The sequence below is a fragment of the Catenulispora sp. GAS73 genome (assembly GCF_041262085.1).
Lineage (GTDB): Bacteria > Actinomycetota > Actinomycetes > Streptomycetales > Catenulisporaceae > Catenulispora.
Genome location: NZ_JBGCCM010000009.1, coordinates 136,036 through 155,127 on the forward strand (window position 1 = coordinate 136,036; position 19,092 = coordinate 155,127).

At 67.4% G+C, this 19,092-nt stretch carries 18 protein-coding genes, 1 tRNA gene and 1 pseudogene; 4 read left to right on the top strand and 16 right to left on the bottom strand.

The features are described from left to right. Positions 1-9: 9 nt before the first annotated feature. Positions 10-645, top strand: coding sequence for an aminodeoxychorismate/anthranilate synthase component II (locus ABH935_RS15790; protein WP_370378630.1), 636 nt, complete (start codon positions 10-12; stop codon positions 643-645). Positions 646-744: 99 nt separating this feature from the next. Here the strand turns inward: ABH935_RS15790 and pknB are convergent, their stop codons facing one another. The 6 genes and pseudogenes from pknB to ABH935_RS15820 form a co-directional block, all read right to left on the bottom strand. Then, positions 745-2,850, bottom strand: a complete 2,106-nt coding sequence (gene pknB / locus ABH935_RS15795; RefSeq protein WP_370378631.1) for a Stk1 family PASTA domain-containing Ser/Thr kinase — start codon at positions 2,848-2,850, stop codon at positions 745-747. 197 nt (positions 2,851-3,047) lie between these two features. Beyond that, positions 3,048-4,526 carry a peptidoglycan D,D-transpeptidase FtsI family protein gene (locus tag ABH935_RS15800; RefSeq protein ID WP_370378632.1) on the bottom strand — a complete coding sequence of 493 codons (1,479 nt, stop codon included), beginning with the start codon at positions 4,524-4,526 and terminating at the stop codon, positions 3,048-3,050. 590 nt (positions 4,527-5,116) lie between these two features. Next, a pseudogene (locus ABH935_RS15805) lies at positions 5,117-6,559 on the bottom strand (FtsW/RodA/SpoVE family cell cycle protein); the annotation flags it as partial. Positions 6,560-6,564: 5 nt separating this feature from the next. Beyond that, positions 6,565-8,583, bottom strand: coding sequence for a hypothetical protein (locus tag ABH935_RS15810; RefSeq protein ID WP_370378633.1), 2,019 nt, complete (start codon positions 8,581-8,583; stop codon positions 6,565-6,567). A 19-nt stretch (positions 8,584-8,602) separates the two neighbouring features. After that, complete coding sequence (locus ABH935_RS15815; protein ID WP_370378634.1) at positions 8,603-9,133, bottom strand: FHA domain-containing protein; 531 nt, start codon at positions 9,131-9,133, stop codon at positions 8,603-8,605. Positions 9,134-9,155: 22 nt separating this feature from the next. Further along, complete coding sequence (locus ABH935_RS15820; RefSeq protein WP_370378635.1) at positions 9,156-10,181, bottom strand: FhaA domain-containing protein; 1,026 nt, start codon at positions 10,179-10,181, stop codon at positions 9,156-9,158. Positions 10,182-10,653: 472 nt separating this feature from the next. On the opposite strand from ABH935_RS15820, the gene ABH935_RS15825 reads away from it, so the two are divergent. Next, positions 10,654-10,737: transfer RNA gene (locus ABH935_RS15825), tRNA-Leu, on the top strand. A 75-nt stretch (positions 10,738-10,812) separates the two neighbouring features. Here the strand turns inward: ABH935_RS15825 and ABH935_RS15830 are convergent. Together ABH935_RS15830 and ABH935_RS15835 are read right to left on the bottom strand one after the other, a co-directional pair. After that, the gene (locus tag ABH935_RS15830) at positions 10,813-12,030 is read right to left on the bottom strand and encodes a tyrosine-type recombinase/integrase (RefSeq protein ID WP_370378636.1); all 1,218 of its coding nucleotides are present in this window, start codon (positions 12,028-12,030) and stop codon (positions 10,813-10,815) included. After that, positions 12,031-12,621, bottom strand: coding sequence for a hypothetical protein (locus ABH935_RS15835; RefSeq protein WP_370378637.1), 591 nt, complete (start codon positions 12,619-12,621; stop codon positions 12,031-12,033). Between the two features lie 125 nt (positions 12,622-12,746). On the opposite strand from ABH935_RS15835, the gene ABH935_RS15840 reads away from it, so the two are divergent. After that, positions 12,747-12,911, top strand: a complete 165-nt coding sequence (locus ABH935_RS15840; RefSeq protein WP_370378791.1) for a helix-turn-helix domain-containing protein — start codon at positions 12,747-12,749, stop codon at positions 12,909-12,911. 54 nt (positions 12,912-12,965) lie between these two features. On the opposite strand, the gene ABH935_RS15845 is transcribed toward ABH935_RS15840, so the two are convergent. Further along, positions 12,966-13,208: a hypothetical protein gene (locus ABH935_RS15845; RefSeq protein WP_370378638.1), complete on the bottom strand. Its 243-nt coding sequence runs from the start codon at positions 13,206-13,208 to the stop codon at positions 12,966-12,968. Between the two features lie 203 nt (positions 13,209-13,411). On the opposite strand from ABH935_RS15845, the gene ABH935_RS15850 reads away from it, so the two are divergent. Continuing rightward, the gene (locus ABH935_RS15850) at positions 13,412-14,593 is read left to right on the top strand and encodes a DUF3631 domain-containing protein (protein WP_370378639.1); all 1,182 of its coding nucleotides are present in this window, start codon (positions 13,412-13,414) and stop codon (positions 14,591-14,593) included. 460 nt (positions 14,594-15,053) lie between these two features. Here the strand turns inward: ABH935_RS15850 and ABH935_RS15855 are convergent, their stop codons facing one another. From ABH935_RS15855 to ABH935_RS15885, 7 genes are all read right to left on the bottom strand, one after another. Continuing rightward, positions 15,054-16,055, bottom strand: a complete 1,002-nt coding sequence (locus ABH935_RS15855) for a hypothetical protein (RefSeq protein ID WP_370378640.1) — start codon at positions 16,053-16,055, stop codon at positions 15,054-15,056. Next, a complete protein-coding gene (locus tag ABH935_RS15860) occupies positions 15,991-16,527 on the bottom strand; it encodes an NUDIX domain-containing protein (RefSeq protein WP_370378641.1) in 537 nt (178 codons plus the stop codon). The genes ABH935_RS15855 and ABH935_RS15860 overlap by 65 nt, the downstream gene beginning before the upstream one ends. A 222-nt stretch (positions 16,528-16,749) precedes the next feature. After that, complete coding sequence (locus tag ABH935_RS15865) at positions 16,750-16,950, bottom strand: hypothetical protein (RefSeq protein WP_370378642.1); 201 nt, start codon at positions 16,948-16,950, stop codon at positions 16,750-16,752. A gap of 18 nt (positions 16,951-16,968) precedes the next feature. Beyond that, positions 16,969-17,280, bottom strand: a complete 312-nt coding sequence (locus tag ABH935_RS15870; protein ID WP_370378643.1) for a hypothetical protein — start codon at positions 17,278-17,280, stop codon at positions 16,969-16,971. A gap of 93 nt (positions 17,281-17,373) precedes the next feature. Further along, positions 17,374-18,201, bottom strand: coding sequence for a helix-turn-helix domain-containing protein (locus ABH935_RS15875; protein WP_370378792.1), 828 nt, complete (start codon positions 18,199-18,201; stop codon positions 17,374-17,376). Beyond that, a complete protein-coding gene (locus ABH935_RS15880; RefSeq protein WP_370378644.1) occupies positions 18,198-18,707 on the bottom strand; it encodes a DUF6879 family protein in 510 nt (169 codons plus the stop codon). The genes ABH935_RS15875 and ABH935_RS15880 overlap by 4 nt, the downstream gene beginning before the upstream one ends. Further along, positions 18,691-18,900, bottom strand: a complete 210-nt coding sequence (locus ABH935_RS15885) for a hypothetical protein (RefSeq protein ID WP_370378645.1) — start codon at positions 18,898-18,900, stop codon at positions 18,691-18,693. Before ABH935_RS15885 ends, ABH935_RS15880 begins: the two co-directional genes overlap by 17 nt. Positions 18,901-19,092: the final 192 nt, after the last annotated feature.

The window sequence follows — 19,092 nt, forward strand, 5'->3', positions numbered from 1 at the left end:
GCTCACGGCATGGCAGCGCGGATCCTGGTCGTCGACAACTACGACAGCTTCGTCTACAACCTCGTTCAGTACCTGTACCAGCTCGGCGCGGAGTGCGAGGTGGTGCGCAACGACGCGATCGGCGTCGAGGCCGCGCACGACTACGACGGCGTCCTGCTCTCTCCCGGCCCCGGCGTCCCCGAGGAAGCCGGCGTGTGCGTCAAGATGGTCGGCTACGCCGAAGAGCACCGGATCCCGGTCTTCGGCGTCTGCCTGGGCCTGCAGTCGATCGCGGTCGCGCACGGCGCCGTGGTCGGCCGCGCCCCGGAACTGCTCCACGGCAAGACCAGCACGGTCACCCACGACGGACTGGGCGTCTTCCAGGGACTCGCGGACCCGTTCACAGCCACGCGCTACCACTCGCTGGCCGTGGAGCCCGAGACGCTGCCGGCGGACCTGCTCGTCAGCGCGCGCACGGACTCCGGCGTCATCATGGGCATCCGCCACCGCGAACTCCCGGTGGAGGCGGTGCAGTTCCACCCCGAGTCGGTCCTGACCGAGGGCGGCCACCGGATGCTGGCGAACTGGCTGACCGTGTGCGGCGACGCCGGGGCGGTGGAGCGGTCGACCGGCTTGGCGCCGGTGGTGATCGGCGCGGCCAACTAGCGGGAGCTCTGAGCAGAGACGCTATAAGAGACGCTATAGCGGAGAAACACAAAGCCCCGCACGGAAGGTTCCGTGCGGGGCTTCGCTATAGCGGAGCGCCTAGTTGCCGCCCTTCTTGGACGTCGTCGGGTTGTTCGGGCACCCCGGCGCCTGCGGATCCACGATGCAGAGCATGCCGTTCGTCGAGGTCTGGCCGTTGCCGGGTCCCTGCGTCGACTGCGTGGTCGAGGGATTGCCGCCCTGGCAGGTCGGGTCCTGGCCCGTGTCGCACGGCTGCGACTGCGAGGTCGTCGGCGTGGTCGGAGGCGGCGGCGCCGGCGCGTAGTAGACCACGATCGCCGTGTCCTTGGTGTACGGCCCGTCCGGCACGTTGATCCGGGTCACGTTGCCCGGCTGCTGGTTGTTGGCCGTGGTGTCCGGCGTCGGTGTGACGTTGGTGAAGCCCTGGGACTTGATCTGCGACACGACGCTGCCGTACGGCTGGCCGACGAGGTTCGCGGCGGTGAGCTGGACCGTGGGCTTGCCGGTGGAGACGGTCCAGCCGATCTGGACCTTGCTCGTGTCCTGCTGGGTACCGTCGATGACCGCGCCGTTGTTGGCGAGGTCGACCACGTGGATGATGTCGCCCTTCGGCACCGTGGGGTCGGCCTGCGGCGACCCCACCGCGTTGCTCAGATCGAAGTGGGCACCGGTCAGGTACGCCTTCAACGTGGCCTCCGTCCACCCGTTGAGGGTGGCCGTGGCCGGCACCTTGCCCAGCTGCGGGCCCAGCGACAGGCAGTAGGTGATGGGCTGGGGCTTCATGAAGTTGCCGCCGGCCGCCGGGCTCTGGGCGACGATCGTCCCGGTCGGCGCCGAGTGCAGGTCGGTGTTGGGGGGACAGGCCTTTCCGTCGCCGGTCAGGCTCCATCCGGCGTTCTCCGGCTTGTTCAGGATGGTCTGAGCCTGCTGGACGCTGTTCGCCCCGACGCCGAAGTCCGGAACCGCCTTGGAGTTGGTGTTGCCGCCGGACTTCAGCAGGGACTTCGCCAGCAGGATCGCGGCGATGACCGCGGCGATGCCGGCGATGGCCAGGATGATGTACCCGGTCTTGCCGCTCTTCTCCGGCTCCGGAGGACGGCGCGGCTCGGCGCGGCGCGGCGGGCCGGCCGGCGGCCGTCCGGCCGGACTGTTCCCGTACTCGTCGTCGTACCCCGGCGTCGCGGGCGGGTAGCCGGTCGGCACCTCGACCGCGGGCATCGCCCGGGTCTGGCCGACCGCGGCCGCCGCACCCACCTGGCGCGGGTCCAGCCGCTGGGTCGGCATGTTCGCCGCACCCAGCACCGCGGTCTGCGCCTCGGTGGGCCGGCCGTCCAGCACCCGCTCGATGTCGGCGCGCATCTCGGTGGCCGACTGGTAGCGCTGGTCGGCGGTCTTGGCCAGCGACTTCAGCACCACGGCGTCGATCGCCGGGCTGACCTCCGGGTCGTAGGAGGACGGCGGCTGCGGCTCCTCGCGCACGTGCTGGTAGGCCACCGCGACCGGGGAGTCGCCGACGAACGGCGGCCGGCCGGTGAGCAGCTCGAACATCAGGCAGCCGGTGGAGTACAGGTCGCTGCGGGCGTCCACGGTCTCGCCCTTGGCCTGCTCCGGCGACAGGTACTGCGCGGTGCCGATGACCGCCGCGGTCTGCGTCATCGTCATGCCGTTGTCGGCCATGGCGCGGGCGATGCCGAAGTCCATCACCTTCACGGTGCCGGACCGGGTCAGCATGATGTTCGCCGGCTTGATGTCCCGGTGGATGATGCCGTTGCGGTGCGAGTAGTCCAGCGCCTGCAGCACGCCGGCGGTGATCTCCAGGGCCCGCTCGGGCAGCAGCCTGCGACCGGAGTGCAGCAGGTCGCGCAGCGTGGAGCCGTCGGCGTACTCCATCACGATGTAGGGGACCGAGACACCGTTCTCGAAGTCCTCGCCGGTGTCGTAGATCGCCACGATCGCCGGGTGGTTCAGGGACGCCGCGGACTGCGCCTCGCGGCGGAACCGCGCCTGGAACGTGGGGTCCCGCGACAGGTCGGCACGCAGGGTCTTCACGGCCACCGTGCGGCCCAGCCGGGTGTCGCGGGCCATGAAGACCTCGGCCATCCCGCCTCGGCCCAGCACGGCGCCCAGCTCGTACCTGCCGCCGAGCCGCCGCGGCTGTTCCGCCCCGGGGTAGGTTCCGGACATCTCATCGCTCCAGCTCATCGATCGCCACCCGGTGGCGGCGGTCTGACATCGTCTCAGTCGAAAACTTGCTTCCGGCAGTATCCCCCGAACCGGGTCCGGCGCCAGCCCGCGCTCCAGAATCCCTGCCGGACCGGCTCTGGCGTTACCCTGAGCCGCCGGTCCGACACCCCGCCCCCATACAGGCGCTCACTTCCGCGTCAGCTCACTCCCAGTGCCGCCTTCAATACCGCGTCGGCCGTGGGACCCGCGAACCCGACACCGCTGATGTCGCCGCGGATGTTGGGGTTGTTGGTCTCGACCATCACCGCCACCGCGACCTTCTTGCCGTTGGCCGTGCCGTAGCAGACGAACCAGGCCAGCGGGTTCTGGCCCTGGGCCCGCTGCGCGGTACCGGTCTTGGCGCCCATCTGGACGCCGGACACGGCGGCGTTCTGGGCGGTGCCGTTCGTGACCACGTTCTGCATCATGTCGTCCAGGACGCCCGCGGTCGTCGGGCTCATCGCCTGGCTGAGCACGTGCTGGTGGTCCGACCCCTTGTAGGTGACGTGCCCGTTGGGCGCGGTCTCCTTGTCCACCAGGTAGGGCTGCATGATGGCGCCGCCGTTGGCCACCGAGGCCGCGATCATCGCCGCCTGCAGCGGGGTCACCTGGGTGTCGCCCTGGCCGATGGAGTCCTGTGCCAGCGCCAGCTGGTTGCTGCCGACGGCGGCCGGCGACGGGAAGCTCGACTGGGCCACCGGCAGCGGGATCTTCAGGGCCGGGTTGCCGAACCCGAACTTCGAGGCGTAGGTGGACATGATCTGCGGGCCGAGCTGGGCACCGACGTAGCCGTAAACGGAGTTGCAGGACTGTGCCAGTGCCGTCTTCAGGTCCGTGCCCGGACACCTCTGGCCGTTCTCGTTCGTCAGGGTGTAGCCGGAGCCCGGGACGGAGAAACCGTTGGCGTCCGCGCCGGTCGGGTTGGTCTCCTGGTACTTGCCGGAGTCCAGTGCGGCGGCCGCGGTGACGACCTTGAAGACCGAGCCGGGCGGGTAGTTCTCCTGGATCGCGTGGTTCAGGTTCGGCTTGCTCTTGTCGTTCTCCAGCGCCTTGCCCGCCGCGCTGGAAGTGTCGCCGTTGTTGGACGCTATCCCGTTCGGGTCGAAGCTCGGCGAGGAGTACATCGCCAGGATCGCGCCGGTGGTCGGGTCCAGGGCCACCACCGAACCCTGCTTGCCCTTCAGTCCGGCGATCGCCGCCTGCTGCACCGAGTTCTGCAGCGTCAGCTGGACGTCGCCGCCCTTCTTCGACTTGCCGGTCAGCGTGTCCATGAAGTTCGCCACGGACTCGGAGCTGTCCGTTCCCTGCAGGAACTTGTCGAGGGAGGACTCGATGTCGGTGGAGCCGTAACCGATCGACTTCCAGCCGGTGATGTTGGCGTAGTCCGACTTCAGCGGGTACGTGCGCTGGTACTTGTACGAGATCCCGCCGGAGGGCACTGATTCGGCGATGACGGTGCCGTCGGCGGTGAGGATCTGGCCGCGCGGATAGGCGAAGGAGTCCAGGATGATGCGCTGGTTGCCGTTGCGCGCCTTGTAGCTGTCGGCGTTGACCACCTGCAGGTAGTTGGAGCTGACGAGCAGGCTGGCGATGAGCAGGAAGCAGAACAGGGCCACCCGCCTGATCGGCTGGTTCACGGTCCGTACCTCCGCTCCGGCGGGCTCGGCCGGCCGGCCGCGTCACTCGGGTTCGCCCCGGGTGCCGGCGTCGGCCTCGTCCGCACGTCGTCGTCTTCATCGTCCGCGTCGTCTTCGAACGCCGGGATATAGGACTCCGTCTGGCCCTGTTCCGGTTCCGGCCTCGGGCCGGATGTGGCCTGCATCGCCTGGGTCGCCTCCGCTGCGCGCAGCATCGTCTGCTCTCCGTAACCGCGCGGCTGGGAGGGGACGGCCTGCGTGACGTCGGCCGCACCGGCCGCACCGGCCGCTCCGGCGGCGCCCGCGGGACGGACCGGCATCGCCTGGGTGGGATCGGCCGCGCCCGGAGGCGTCGGGCCGCCGGGACCGCCGGGCGCACCCGGGCCGAAACCCGTCTGCCCCAGACCGGTCTGTCCCAGTCCGGTCTGTCCGAGGCCGCTCTGGCCCAGTCCGCTCTGGCCCAGTCCGGGCTGCGCCAGCGGGTGCGGACGCTGCGGGCCGTCGGGGACCTGCGGCGCCGCCGGCTGGGCGTGGCGTCCCTGGACGGCGTTCGACGGCATCCGCTGAGCGGCCGCCAGGCGCATGGCCCGCAGCTCGTCGTCGGTCAGCGGGATCGCCGGCGGCAGCGGTCGCCGTGCGGAGTCGGACAATCTGATCAACAGCGCGACCACGACCCAGTTCGCCACCAGCGCCGAACCACCGGCGGCCAGGAACGGCATCGGCAGACCGGTCAGCGGGATGACGCGCATGACGCCGCCGGCGGTGATGAACACCTGCAGCGCGAACGTCACGGCCAGGCCGGCGGCCAGGAGCTTGCCGTAGTTGTCGCGGATCAGCAGCGCGGTCTTGAAGCCGCGCATCACGAACAGCGTGTAGACCATCATCAGCGCGAACAGCCCGACCATGCCGAGCTCCTCGCCGACCGTGACCAGGATGAAGTCCGCGTTCTTGGCGAACCCGACCAGCCAGGGCCGGCCCTGGTCCAGGCCCTTGCCGAAGATGCCGCCGGTGGCGAAGCCGTAGATGGACTGCGAGATCTGGTCCGAGGGGCAGTTCTTCGGGGTCGGGATCTGGGCGGCGCAGATCTCGCCGTTGAACGGGTGCAGCCAGTTGTTCACACGCTGCTGGACGTGCGGCACCGTCGTGGCGATGAACACGGCGCCGCCGACGAACGCGGTGAGGCCGAAGACCAGCCACGACGTCCGCTCGGTCGCGATGTACAGCAGCACCACGAAGGCGCCGAAGAACATCAGCGAGACACCGAGGTCGGTCTCGAAGACCAGGATGAGCATCGCCAGGACCCAGCAGACCGCGATCGGCCCCATGTCCCGGCCGCGCGGGATGTTCAGGCCGAGCACCCGGCGCGAGGCCACCCGCAGCGCGTCGCGCTTGGCCATCAGGAACGCCGCGAAGAACGAGACCAGCAGCAGCTTGCCGAACTCGGCCGGCTGGATCGAGACCCCGCCGGGGAAGCGGATCCAGCTCTTGGCACCGTTGGCGCTGGAGATCGAGGCCGGCAGCACCGCCGGGATGGCGACCAGGAACAGGCCGGAGACCATCGAGATGTAGGCGTAGCGCTGCAGGATCTTGTGGTCCTTGACGAACAGCAGGAAGACGGCCATCGCGATGATGCCGAGCGCGGTGTACATCAACTGGTTCGTCGTCGACCCGGCCGGCGCGGTGTGGAACTTCACCGGGTTGGCCTTGTGCAGCGCCTGGTAGTGCTCGGAGTCGTAGATGTCCAGGCGGTGGATCAGCACCAGGCCGATGCCGTTGAGGAAGATCGCCAGCGGCAGGAACAGCGGGTCCGCGTACGGCGCGGCGTAGCGGATCAGGCCGTTGGCGACCAGCACCACCGCCGCCAGGCCCGCGCCGACGCCCCACATGCCGGCCGGCAGCTTGCCGTTGTCGGCCAGGCCCACGTTGGCGTAGGCGAACATGGCGACCGCCACCGCGAACAAGCTGAGCAGCAGCTCGGTGTTGCGGCGCTTGGGGATCAGGGGTTCTTCGGGCCGGGGCGGGGCGGCTGACATCGACACTACTGAGGACCGTCCGTTGTTCCGGCGCAGTACGCCTTCATCTGCGGGTCGTCACCTTGCTGCGACGTGGCTGTCGAGCTCGGCGACGAGGGATTCTGGGGCGCCGGCGATCCCTGCTGGCCACCGCCGGAGGCGGAGGAGCCGGTCGGGTCGCCGGGCGCGTTGCTGCTCGGCATGGTGGAGGCCGGACCGTTCGCCAGCGGCGCGCCCTGCTTGGACGCGGTCGGCGGCGAGGACGGGGCGAGGTTCTGCTGCGGCACCGCCTGCGGAGCCACGGAGCCGGCCGCCGTTCTGACCGGCGTGGCGACGTGCTGCGGCTGGCTCTGGACGGCCGGCTGGCTGTGCCGGTAGTCGGCGCAGGACTTGGCGGCCGCACGATACTGCTCCAAGTACGCCAGCGCGGCGTCCTTGGAGCTGAAGGACTGGGTCTTGTACAGGTCCGCGCGCTTGCTCTGCGGGACCGAGTTGATCCACAGCGGGCCCTCGGACAGCGACTGCTGCGACGACGCGAACGACAGCTGCGACATGCCCTGGTACAGCAGCACCTGCTTGTTGTCCGAGGACGGCGCCACGTAGTACTGCCCCTGGCTGTACACATACGCACCGCCCGCGGCGGCGGCCAGCACCACGACCACCGCGCCGCCGATCAGCAGGCCCTTCTTGCTCCGCTTGGCCGGTGCCGGGGCACGCGGCCCGCCGGGCACGCCGTCCGGACCGCCGTAGGCCTCGCCGGGATGGCGCGGCGCCCCGGGGTGCTGGTTCTCCACCCCGGGCATGCCGCCGCGCTGCCCGGGCAGCGGCTCCATCTCCGCGGTCTGCGCGGAGGGGTCGTACTGCGGCGGCGCGGTGGCCACCGGACCGCCCGGATGCTCGGCGGTCAGCTGTTGGTTCTGCTGGTTCTGCTGACCGCGCCGGGAGCGCAGGCGCGCGGCCCGGCCGGCCGGGTGGTTCTGCGGGAAATCGTCCTGCTGGCCGCCCCCGGGGCCGCCGGTGGCCGGGGTGCTGAACCGGGGCAGCTGCTCCACGCCCTCGCTGGCCGCGCCGACCACCACCGGGGTCAGCGACCCCAGCATCTGGGTGGCCTCGTTCGGGCTGGCGCCGGGAATGGTCCCGTCGTCGAGGGTGTCGGCGACGATGCAGGTGATGTTGTCCGGGCCGCCGGCCCGCAGCGCCAGTTCGATCAGCGCGTCCACGGCCTGCTGGGGGTCCACGTAGGCGGCCAGCGTCTCGGCCAGTGTTTCCTGTGAAACAAATCCTGACAAGCCGTCAGAACACAGCAGATAGCGGTCGCCGGGGTAGGCGTCGAAGGTGCCGATGTCCGCTTCGACCTGCGTGCGGCCGTCCAGGACGCGCATCAGCAGGGAGCGCTGCGGGTGGTGCCCCGCCTCCTCCTCGGTGATCCGGCCCTCGTCGATCAGGCGCTGCACCCAGGTGTGGTCGGCGGTCATCTGCTCCAGCAGGCCCTCGCGCAGCCGGTAGGCGCGGGAGTCGCCGACGTGCACCATGCCGAAGCGGCCGCCGGACCACAGCATCGCGGTCAGCGTGGTGCCCATGCCCTCCAGCTCGGGACGCTCGGCCACGATGGCGCGCAGTCGCTCGTTGGCCGCCACCACCGCGCCGCCCAGCAGCGCCAGGTCCGGCTCGCCGAGCGTCGGGTCGGGGGCCGCGTGCGGGTGGCCGGACTCGCGGGCGGCCAGGTCGTGCTGGGAGATGTGCAGCGTCTGCTCGTTCTCCGGCACGCCGCCGGCGCCGGGGGCCGCCGGACCGCCGGGCAGCGGTTGGCCGCCCTGCGTCATCACGGGCAGCTCGCCGGTCCCGGACAGCAGATCCTCGCCGCCCGGCGTGTCCAGCCGCGACACCGTCGTCATCACGACGGCGCTGGCCAGCTCACCGGCCGCGGCGCCGCCCATGCCGTCGGCGATCGCGAGCAGGCGCGGGCCGGCGTAACCGGAGTCCTCGTTGCCCTCCCGGATCAGCCCGACATGGGAGCGGATCGCGTACCTGAGCACAAGAGCCATCTGGCACCTCTCCTTATGCCTATGCGCGCAACTCGAGCACGGTCTTGCCGATGCGGATCGGGACACCGATCTGTGCCACGGTCGGCGCGTTCAGCTTCGTCTGCCCGAGGAAGGTGCCGTTGGTGGAGCCGAGGTCTTCGACTATCCACTGCCCGGAGGCGTCCGGATAGAGCCGGGCGTGCCGGCTGGAGGCGTAGTCGTCGTCCAGCACGATGGTCGAGTCGTGCGCCCGGCCCATCGTCACCTGCTGGCCGCTGGTGATGTTGACGGTGGTGCCGGCCAGCGAGCCGCCGACCACCACCAGCCGGGTGGGCGTGGGCGGGCCGCCGCGGCGGGCGCCGGGCTGGTAGGGCGCGCGGGCGCCGCCGCCGCGGGTGGCGACCGCCTGGGTCGTCGCCGCGGCCGCGGCCTTGGCCGCCTTGGCCTGCTGGCGCTTGCTCGTCCGGGACCCGTAGAGGTCGGAGCGCATGACCCCGACCGCCGAGAACACGAACAGCCACAGCAGCACCAGGAAGGCGAGCCGAATTACCGTGAGGGTCAGCTGGGACATCTGTAGTGGGTCCGCCTCGCCCCTAGCCCTGTTGCCTGAAGATGATGGTGGTCGTGCCCAGGTGGATGACCGAGCCGTCGCGCAGGGGAGCCTGCGTCACGTGCTGGTTGTCCACCACGATGCCGTTGGTCGAGCCCAGGTCCGAGACGTACGAGGGCGTCCCGATCCGGATCTCGGCGTGCCGGCGCGACACCGACGGGTCGTCCACCCGCAGGTCGACGTCCGTGCCGCGGCCCATGGTGGTGACCGGCTTGGTCAGCATGTGCCGCGCGCCGTTGATCTCCACCCAGCACTGGGTCTGGGTCTGCTGCGGCGGCGCGTACTGCTGCTGTTGCCCGCCGGGCGGGCCCCAGCCGGCCTGCTGCGGCGGCGGCTGGCCGTACGGGTCGTACCCGCCCTGGTCGTACCCGCCCTGGCCGCCGGGAGGCGGAGCGCCCCAGCCGGGCTGGGGACCGCCCTGCCCCTGCGGGGGCGGCTGCGGGGCACCCCACGGCGCGGGCTGCGGCACCGGGTTCGGCGGCGGCACGGGCTGCAGTCCGCCGGGACCCTGCGGGCCGCCCGGGCCCTGGGGTCCACCGGGGCCCTGCGGACCCTGGGGGCCACCTTGGTATGGGGGAGGCTGGCCGTAGGGGTCATAGCCCTGGGGCTCGCCTTGCATCTGAGACACGGGCACCACTCCTGCCAACGCCTGACTTTGGATCCGGAACATCCCCGTGTCGAGATCGGCCGCGCGCGCGAACTTCACCTCGACTGGTCCGACGAACATATAGCGCTGTTCCGCACCGTACTCACGAACGAGTTCGGCCAGTTCGGCGCCCAGGGGACCGGCGTAGGTCGCCAGCCGTTCGTAGTCCACGCCACCCAACTCGACCGTGAAGTCGTTGGGCACCATGGTGCGCCCCTGGCTGACTATGGCCGCCCGATCATCGCACTCGCGCTGCAGCGCGGACGCGATCTCGACCGGTTGGACCTCGGACTTGAATGCCTTGGCGAAGGCGCCGTTGACCAACCCTTCGATGCGTCGCTCGAACCGCTGTAGGACTCCCACGGACACCCCCTTCCGGCGCGCCAGCCTAGCGTTGACCGGCCTCGCAGACCATTCTGTCGTCCAGCGCACCCTCGCCGGGGCGCTGCCGTCGTCGGACCCACGGTCACGCGCACCGTCCGCCGCCTGCGACGTCCGCTCCGCGTGCCTGTTACGGATGAGATCGTAACCACCCCGTCCCCCGCTGCGTACCCACATCGCCGCGAGATCAGCCGCACGGCCGTGCCCACGCAGCTCAGCGAGCCGCCCGAAAGCGGCGAGAGCGAGCAGCGCGAAGCCGGCCGGAGACCGGGAGGTGAACACCCTCTCGTCACAAGGACGTGCGACACACCCCACCGGTTCCCATCGGATTCCGGCGCACCGAACCGGGAGATCACCGGACGTACCGGGATGTGACGAGTGCTACCTCTGGGGCCCGAGCCATATTGGCGAGGGCGACCTCCGCCGCGTGCTAATCTTTGTGCAGCAAGAGCGGGCGCGAGTGGCGGAATAGGCAGACGCGCACGGTTCAGGTCCGTGTGCCCGAAAGGGCGTGGGGGTTCAACTCCCCCCTCGCGCACTTGTGGAGTCGCAGGTCAAGTGGCCTGCGACTTCTTCATTTGGCGGCAAACATGCAAGGAATCATGCAACAGGGTCAGGCTATGAGGCTGGCAACCTGTTCGGCTGCCGCGTGCTGCATGCCCGGAAGGGCGTGCGTGTAGATGTTGAAGGTAATCGTCGGGTTCGCGTGACCGAGCCGTTCTTGTACGACCTTCACAGGAACGCCGTTCTTCAGTGCCAACGTTGCCCACGTGTGGCGGACATCGTGGAGCCGTACGTCTGGAACCTTTGCCTTAGCAAGGCGCCGGTCGAACAAACGGGCCAGCCGGTCAGGGTGACGCGGCCCACCTGCCTTCTGATTCGGCCCGAGCCGGAACCCATCGCGGGCGAACACAAGATCCTCGTCAACCCACCGGTCCCCGAGAGCCAGGCGCTCAACAGCCTGAGCCTTCCGGTACGCCTTCAGCACCTCCCGAGTCTTGGCGTCGAGGTCGATCACACGCGGCTTGTTCGACTTCGGCAGCGTCTCGCGCACGATCTTCCCCCTGATCACCCCCACCGTTTGCCGGATGACCGCCGTGCCGGCGGTGCCCGCCTCGAAGTCGATGTCTGACCAGCGGAGCCCGAGCGCTTCCCCACGCCGGACGCCGGTCGTGAAGAAGAAGTGCCAGATCGCGTACTCTCGCTTCCCCTTCTCCTGGTTCAGGAACCGGCTCACTTCTGCGGCCGTCAGAACCGCGAACTCCGGTGCAGCCGCTTCAGCCGCAGACGGGCGTATCGCGGTAGTCGCAGGATTCGACGCGAGGAGCCCGTCAGTCACTGCCTGCTTGAGCGCCCGCGACACGGTGTTGTGGACGTGAAGCACGCTCGACGGCTTGAGTGGCCCCTTACCCTTCGGGCTGCCCTCGCGTTCGAGCTTGCGATAGAGGTCGGACAGGTGGCGGGTCGTGAGTTTGGACAGCTTGATGTGGCCTATATGTGGGTTGATATGCAGCGTGACCCACTTCCGGTAGCCCGCGAGCGTCTGAGCCTTGACCCTGTGTGTGTCCAGGAAGGCCGTGAGGTAGTCGCTCAAAGGTTGCTCGGACGGGTTCACGAACGTGCGTGCATCCACGGCGGCCGTTGCCTCACGCCGCTTCTTCTGGGCTTCCTCATATGTCTTGATGCCGTAGAACGGCTTCCGCTTGGTCTGACCGGTCTCGCGGTCCTTGTAGCTGATCCAGACGTCGTAGACGGTCGTGCCGTCCTTCAGCTTCCGGGCGACAATGCTGCCGTCCCCGTTCGCGGCTTTGGTCTTCTTCTTCGGGGGCACCTATGCCTCTTCCTTGGGGTCGTCGTTGAGGAGCTTCTTCGCCTTGCTGGTCAACTCGGTCGCCCGCTTGCCCGGCTCTCCGGCTAGCAGGCCAAGGCTCCTTGCCTTCTGAATCCGGGCGCTGACAGTGCTCGAACTGACCGACCAGTCCTGAGCAAGGCGCTTGATGGGCGATCGGTGGCCCTCCCGTACGTACTCGACGTAAGCCCGAGCCACAACGGCATAGTCCCGCTCCGACTCCGCACGTCCCACAGGGTCGCCGGTGTCCGTCTGGCCCATCCACGCAAGGATTCGCGGCTTCAGCGCGTTCCACTCGCGCCGAATATCACCGAGCGGGATGCTGCGCAGATCTCCCGTGGTGATGCCGGACATCCAGTTGGACTCGTTTAGCGACTTCTCGCTGGTATCAAGTCGGACATGCAGGTCCAGCGGGCCATCAGCCGGCGCCATCGGGTCGAACTGGACCGTCACCCACCAACCAGGGATGTCGTAGAGCCGGTTGAACCGGACGTAGACCGAGCCGTCAGGGCTGTAGGTCGGTACCGCTTCCCAGCCTTCGGGAAGCGCCAGGGTGTTGAGGTCGATCGCCATAGCGGAGACAGTAACGTACGACAGTTGCCAATGTCCACCTGAAGGATGTAGCGTCCACTCACCGAACGGCAGCCGGAAGCTGCCGACGCCGATCGAGGGAGTGTGACGAGCTGTCCGACCACATGATGACCACGGGGGAACTCGCTGAGTACCTGGGGCTCAGCACGAAGACCATCTACCGCAACACGCACAAGTTGCCGACGCATCGCGTTGGCAGGGGCTACCGATTCCGACGCTCGGAAATCGACCGGTGGCTTGAGACCTGCCGCGAGAATCCGGGCCTGCTGTAGCCGCTCGCGATGGCCCACAGCACTAAGGGCCAGATCAGGGGCGGTTGGTGGGAGTCACGCGTTGCCGCCGGCCTGAAGCGCTGGGGCTTTAAGACGGCGCACTACTGCCCCAAGAAGGGTGTAGGCGACGTTCTCGGACTCCCATTCCTGGTGGAGTGCAAGGCGTATGCCGAAACGTCCTGGCGGCCGTCTGAAGCCGCGAAGTGGGTCAGGAAGGCGGATACCCAAGCTGCGGCTTGCCGTCTTCCCTTTGGCATCGTCATCGCCCATCTCCATGGCGGACAGCGCCTTGAACACGCCCTATGGCTCATGTCGCCCGAGTCCTACGCTCTGGCGCGCGCCGTACTCCCTGAGCTGGTGCCGATCTCGACCTACCCCACCGGAACCATTGCACTTCCAGTGACGGTGCCTGACACCGTAATCGCCCTGGTCCACAAGGGTTTTCCTGGCCTCTCGCGAGCCTGAGCGAGCGGCCATACCCCCATCTACAAGGAGGCTCCTTGAGTGATGTTCTGACGGTCCCGACCGGGACCGACGTAACCGAACTGTCGGCTGTGCTCGATGCCGTTGAGGGTTTCATGGCGAGTTTCATCGTCTGGCCGGACGATCAGTGCGGCCCGATGGCCGCGTTGTGGGCGGCTCATACGCATGTTGCCCGCCTCTTCTACCACACGCCTCGCCTGATGATTACCGCTCTGACGCATGAGGCGGGTAAGACCCGTGTGCTTGAGGTGCTGGGGATGGTATGCGCGAGCGCGGTCCGCTCGTCGTCGGTGACACCATCGGTGATCTTCACCAGAATCGAGAGCGCGAGCGGGAGTGAAGGCCACGCGTTGCCTACGTTCCTGCTGGACGAGGTGGATAAGTCCTTTGACCGGGATCTCGTGGCCATTTTGAACGACGGGTATAAGGCTGGGGCATCGGTGCTGCGTACGGACTTCCCGGACGGCAACCGCAAGACAAAGGAGTTCCCGACGTTCGCGCCGGTCGCGGTGGCCGGGCTCAGCGAGCATCGCATGCCCGATGACTTCATGTCCCGGACGATCCGCATCGGCATGACGCGCAAGCCAAAGGGTGCATCTGTGGCGCGCCTGGATGAGCGCAAGCACCGGCCGGAAGGCGCGAAGCTGGCCGGGGCGCTGTCGTCGGTTTTGGCCGGTCACGCGAGCTTCCTGCACATGCATGAGCCGGTGATGCCCGAAGGACTCGGAGACCGTGCCTATGACATCTGGGAGCCGCTGGTAGCCATCGCTGATGCGGCTGGGGGAGCGTGGCCGGAGCGGGCGCGCGCCGCGTGTGAGCACTTCGCGTCGGGTCCTCGGAGCCGGGCTCAGATGACGCTTCCTGAGCTACTGATGCGCGATACCCGCACGCTGTATGAGGAGTTCTCGGCCGCCACGTTCGCCTCCGATGTGGTGGCGGTATTCGAGGGCGAGAAGCCGCCGATTGTGGATGCCGTGCATATCTCGTCCAGGTGGCTGGTTCGCGCGCTGGTCGAGCGTGACGAGTGGCCCTACGGCAACCTGAACAAGCCTCTTAACGTGCATCGGCTGGCGGGCTGGCTTCAGCCGTTCGGGATCGAGCCGGTTCAGTTCAGGCACGAGGTCACCGGGGTTCAGGCTCGCGGCTACCGGTGGGCGGACTTCAGGGAGGTATGGGCGACGATCGCCACGGATGGATAAAGCGTCACGTGTGTCACACGAGCGTCACAGACTATTGAGGCTGTGGCCTGGTGTTTCAGCGGCTCGTGACGGTCGTGACGTTTTGGCGGGGACGGCTCTCCCGGGGCCGTCCCTTTGTCGTTCCCGCCCATGGTGGCGGGGTGGTAGATCAATCCGGCCCTGGTCTCGTGCTCTGGCGGCCGACAGGCCATCGAGCGCCGCAACAGCCGCTAACAGCCGAAACCTGAGGCGCTAACGCGACCAACCTCCCAATGTCCTTTTAGCCGTATTAGTGGTTAATAGTCAGATACTCCCCCATAGGGGGTCAAAAAGTGTATCGACCTATACGTACAAGACCCGCGCAGTCTCACGCATGTGCCCGCGAAATAGCCGGCTTTTGGCACAACACGGTTATGCCGCTATCACGGTGCGTGGTCGCTAGTTGGGAACTTTTGGCACACGGATTTTCGGTCGTCGTGCGTTACGAGACGTACGCGCAGGACCGGAACAGGGCCGTGAACTCGCCCGGCCCGTACCGTTCGTCAAGCCAGGATTGCAGCGTCACCAGGTTCCCGTTGAAGGTCGCGGTCATGATGACCTCGTGCAGCTCCCGCGAGTCTGTTCCGCCTACCTCCGTCAGGAACGCGCTATACGGGGCGTTGATGCCCCGCACGTAGCCGTTCATCGATTCAAGCCATGGAGCCGTGGCCGGTGCCGTCTGAGCCTCCCCTACGGCGTCCAGGAATGCGTGGTGGTCGATGCCGTCAGCCGGGCAGGAAAGCCCGGTCTTGGTCACGGCGTCCCGTGTCACGGTGGTCGCGTCCACGTCGAACGCGCCTTCCATGATGACCCCGAGATTGCGTGTGGAGGTCGCGCCCTGTGGGTCGCGTGATGAGTAGGTGCTACCGGACACGCGCCGGAAGTTGATGCCGTGCTGTGAGCGATGGATGCCGTAGCCGCCGTCACCAGCCCCGAGGCGGTAGGACCGGAACGTCAGGTAGTGGCAGCAGTCATGCACGTAGGCGTGGAGAAGATCCACGCCGGCCATGCCGGGGGCTGGTGAAGCCATACCCGTTCGGTCGCCGTAGAGGCTGATCACGGCCGCCGCTTGTACATAGCGGTAGCCGGGGGCTTGGGTGTCGTCCGGCGCGCGCTCTGGCAACAGCCGGTCGTGAAACCCGCCGTGACCTCCGTTATCCGATTCCACGGCCATGAAGACACGTTCCATCGGTAGCAACTCGGGCTGCCCCAAGCCGGCGAACCGGTTACGGGCCAGCTCCAGCCCGGCGGTGAACACTTCGGCGTCCGCGCCGAACAGGTCGGCCACCACCTCATCCATGGTGATGAACCTCAGGTGCGGGTACTTCTCGGCAAGCCGCAGCGTACGCCGGGGTTCAGCCCGGTAGCGGGTCAGCCGGTCAAGGATCTCCCGCTTCTGCTCCGTGGTCCCGGTCAGCTTCTCGTTCGGCGTGAGCACGCCCATCGTCGTCCCCCTTGAACCAGTGGCGATGCTGATGGATCAGGTCTCTGTGTGACGGCAGCAAGCCGTCTGGTAGTGCGTCGATGTCGAAGAACCCGGCGTCGAGAACTTCTTTGGGGTCCCGCCGGTAGGTGCCGCCGATGAACTCGCCGAGGAAGACGGCTTCGGCGCGGAGCTTGAACCCGGTCACCAACGCGACCAGCTCAGGTCGGGTCTTCACTACGAAGCCGGTTTCCTCGCACGCCTCGCGGACCACGGTCTGATCCCAGGTTTCCCCGCCCTTGGCGTAGCCGGTGACCAAGCCCCAAGGCCGTGAGGGCTTCCACATGCGGCCCTTGATGAGAAGCACCTGCCCCTGCTCGTTTCTGACGAGCCCGGACACACCAACGATGAACTTGGGTTGCGTTGCCCACAGGATGCGCCATTGCACGCCCCCGGCGTGCTTCCCGATGAACGTCCAGATTCGCTCTCTCATCGGATCAGCCTGTCAGGGTCATCGAGACGGTGCGGACGAACGCGCCGGACACTGAACACAGGATGCGGTGTCCTGGTGGAACGACCGGTAGGCGAATCCGAGCATGACCAGTACAACAATCACGCCAACGGTCTTCACGGTTTCTCTCCTGGGGGCGCATTACAGGGGTTGGCCGGCTCAGGTAGCCCGTCGACCGGTACGGAATCGGCGGGAGTCTCGGAGTCACAGCGGTAGGCACACGTCTACGTCCTCGGTGTTGAGGAGCTGGATCGGCTCCGCGTGGCCCATGTTGAAGATCTTCACGAACGGCCCGCACTCTTCGACCCGTTCGACCTGGACCCAACCGACGTAATCGCGGAAGATGAACGCGCCCTCGGGGACGAGCGCCGGGGCCATCTTGGTCTGACTACTCGGAACCGACATGCCTGTCTCCGGCTTCTCCTAGTTGCCTTCCTCGTCGTTGCGCGTCCACAGCTTCGAGCTGGCCAGGAACGTCTGATCCAGGATGTTGGCGAACTCCAATGTGACGAACTTGCGCCACTGTTTGGCGGCCGTCCCCGGCACCGGAGCGTCATAGGGCCGTCCCACCTTGGTCACCTCATGCCAAGCCGAGTCGGGGTCCAGGTGCACCCACTGGCCGGGCTTGAGCATGGCCACCGGCACGCGCCGTTGGTTGGCGACGAAGTAGCGTCCGGGCTCCGCCGGACCGGTCATCGGCTTCACGGCGGTGATTGCGTGGCTTTTCGTCGTCACGGCCTGTTCCCCTCTGCGTGTCTCAGATCTTTTAGACCATAACGACGCAGGTAGAAGGCCGGATAGGGCGAGTCACGTACTCGCATAGATTGCTCAGGCGCGGGCGCGGAACTCCGCCGCGAGCGACGCTAAGAGGTCGGTTGCATCGGTACCCCAGAGCGTGAATCGCTCGAACTCCCGAAACTCTTCAAGGTGAATGGCCACGTCTCGGGGGTCACGCATAATGATCATCCCGCCAAGCGTTTCCGCTGTCGCTAGCACCTCGTCATAGATCGTGAAGACGTTGAGCGGGGACACGGGCAGCGGTGTCCGGAACGGCGTCACACCGAGTCGCACGCTCGGTAAGAGCGCAACGGAGATCAGGCGGTCCACCTGCACGGCCATGGCGTCAAAGGGCAAGAGCGGCCATCTCACGGCCGCTTCGGTGAGGAGGAACGTGAACGACTTGGACCGTTCATAGAGCACGGCTTGCCGAGCGAGGCGTTTCGCAAGTGCCTTGGGTTGAGCCGCGATGTCCGTAGCTCTGGCGTATTCGGGTGTCTGCAACAGCCCTGTAAGCATGGTGGGAAGGAAGTGGCGGATCTCGCGGGCGTCGCGCTCAAGCGCCTCAAACTCGCGTTGCAGCTGGAGAAGCCCAGTACGGCGCTCAGTGCGGAAGTCTCGATACTCGGTGTTCGCCAGCCGGGTGAGTTCCATCAGCTCATCGGCTTGGACCTTGGGCACTTCGAGGGCTCGGAGAATAGCCTGCACGTCGAAGACCGAGGGCAACGCCCGTCCGGTCTCGATACGGCTGATCTTGGTTTGGCTCATCCCCGTTCGCACGGCAAGACGTTCCCCGGACAGGCCGGAGACCCGCCGCAGCTCCTTGAGAGCGGCGGCGAGGTCGGCCCGCTGTTGTTCTTGCCCCTCAGGCTCAATCAGTGCGGGTACTCCCCATAGGGAACCGACGCGGCAAGCGCCAGGTCACGCCACTTGATGTACTGGTCCAAGTCGGGGTCTTCTACAAGCTCCCGACCGATCTGTGTCCCGTCCGGCCGGTACAGCATCCGAACCACGGTGGTCTCATCGAAAAGCCACCAGTCTTCGCACGGAAAATCGGGATCGTGGTCCGTGATGTCGGCAATACGGATGTCTTCGCCAGCGGGAACGTTGTAGTCGTACCCGTAGGCGAACTCATACCGGATGTAGTCACTCAGCGGCCGTCGCAGAACGCGGACGCGCTGAACTGGCCGGCCCTCGGCCGCCGCTGTGGCAACGGTGTCAAGCCACCCGTAGTGATAGCCCTCAGGCGGTAGCTCTCCTGCAAGGAATCCCCGGAACTCTTCTTCCTCGTCGGGCATCGTGTACACGGGTAGCGTCTCCAGCCGGAACGCGGACCGCGTGAAGCTCGTGAAGTACCGAGCCCACTCATCACCGGCCAAGAGCACGGGCAGCCTCCAACAAGATCTCTCGGGGGATCTCCACAATCCCCTCTCCATCTGGCGTCGCGCGGTCCACCACGTAGCCCTGAACGGCAACAGTACCCCGGTCCGTGACGAACACAGTTGGGCAGTCGCCAGACTTGCAGTCGTCGTCTTGCTCAGGGTTGCAGTCCCCGCCACTGATGCGCGTGAGCTTCACAGCGTGTCTCCCTCGCTGGTGATGAGCTGATCACTATTGGCGAGGCTAGGGACGGCTACACGGCCGGTCAACGGCAAGTCACGTTGTCGCATAGATCGGCAGTCACCTTCCTGACTACCTTGGCGCGCGTCGGCCGACCGCGCGTCATGCAGCCATGCAACCGGCATGCAACCGCGTGTCTTTTCATGTCCT

Coding starts and splice junctions, on each gene's coding strand:
- ABH935_RS15840 (WP_370378791.1), top strand. CDS start 12,747: ATGACCACGGGGGAACTCGCTGAGTACCTGGGGCTCAGCACGAAGACC.
- ABH935_RS15860 (WP_370378641.1), bottom strand. CDS start 16,527: ATGAGAGAGCGAATCTGGACGTTCATCGGGAAGCACGCCGGGGGCGTG.
- ABH935_RS15815 (WP_370378634.1), bottom strand. CDS start 9,133: ATGTCCCAGCTGACCCTCACGGTAATTCGGCTCGCCTTCCTGGTGCTG.
- pknB (WP_370378631.1), bottom strand. CDS start 2,850: ATGTCCGGAACCTACCCCGGGGCGGAACAGCCGCGGCGGCTCGGCGGC.
- ABH935_RS15790 (WP_370378630.1), top strand. CDS start 10: ATGGCAGCGCGGATCCTGGTCGTCGACAACTACGACAGCTTCGTCTAC.
- ABH935_RS15855 (WP_370378640.1), bottom strand. CDS start 16,055: ATGGGCGTGCTCACGCCGAACGAGAAGCTGACCGGGACCACGGAGCAG.
- ABH935_RS15835 (WP_370378637.1), bottom strand. CDS start 12,621: ATGGCGATCGACCTCAACACCCTGGCGCTTCCCGAAGGCTGGGAAGCG.
- ABH935_RS15810 (WP_370378633.1), bottom strand. CDS start 8,583: ATGGCTCTTGTGCTCAGGTACGCGATCCGCTCCCATGTCGGGCTGATC.
- ABH935_RS15865 (WP_370378642.1), bottom strand. CDS start 16,950: ATGTCGGTTCCGAGTAGTCAGACCAAGATGGCCCCGGCGCTCGTCCCC.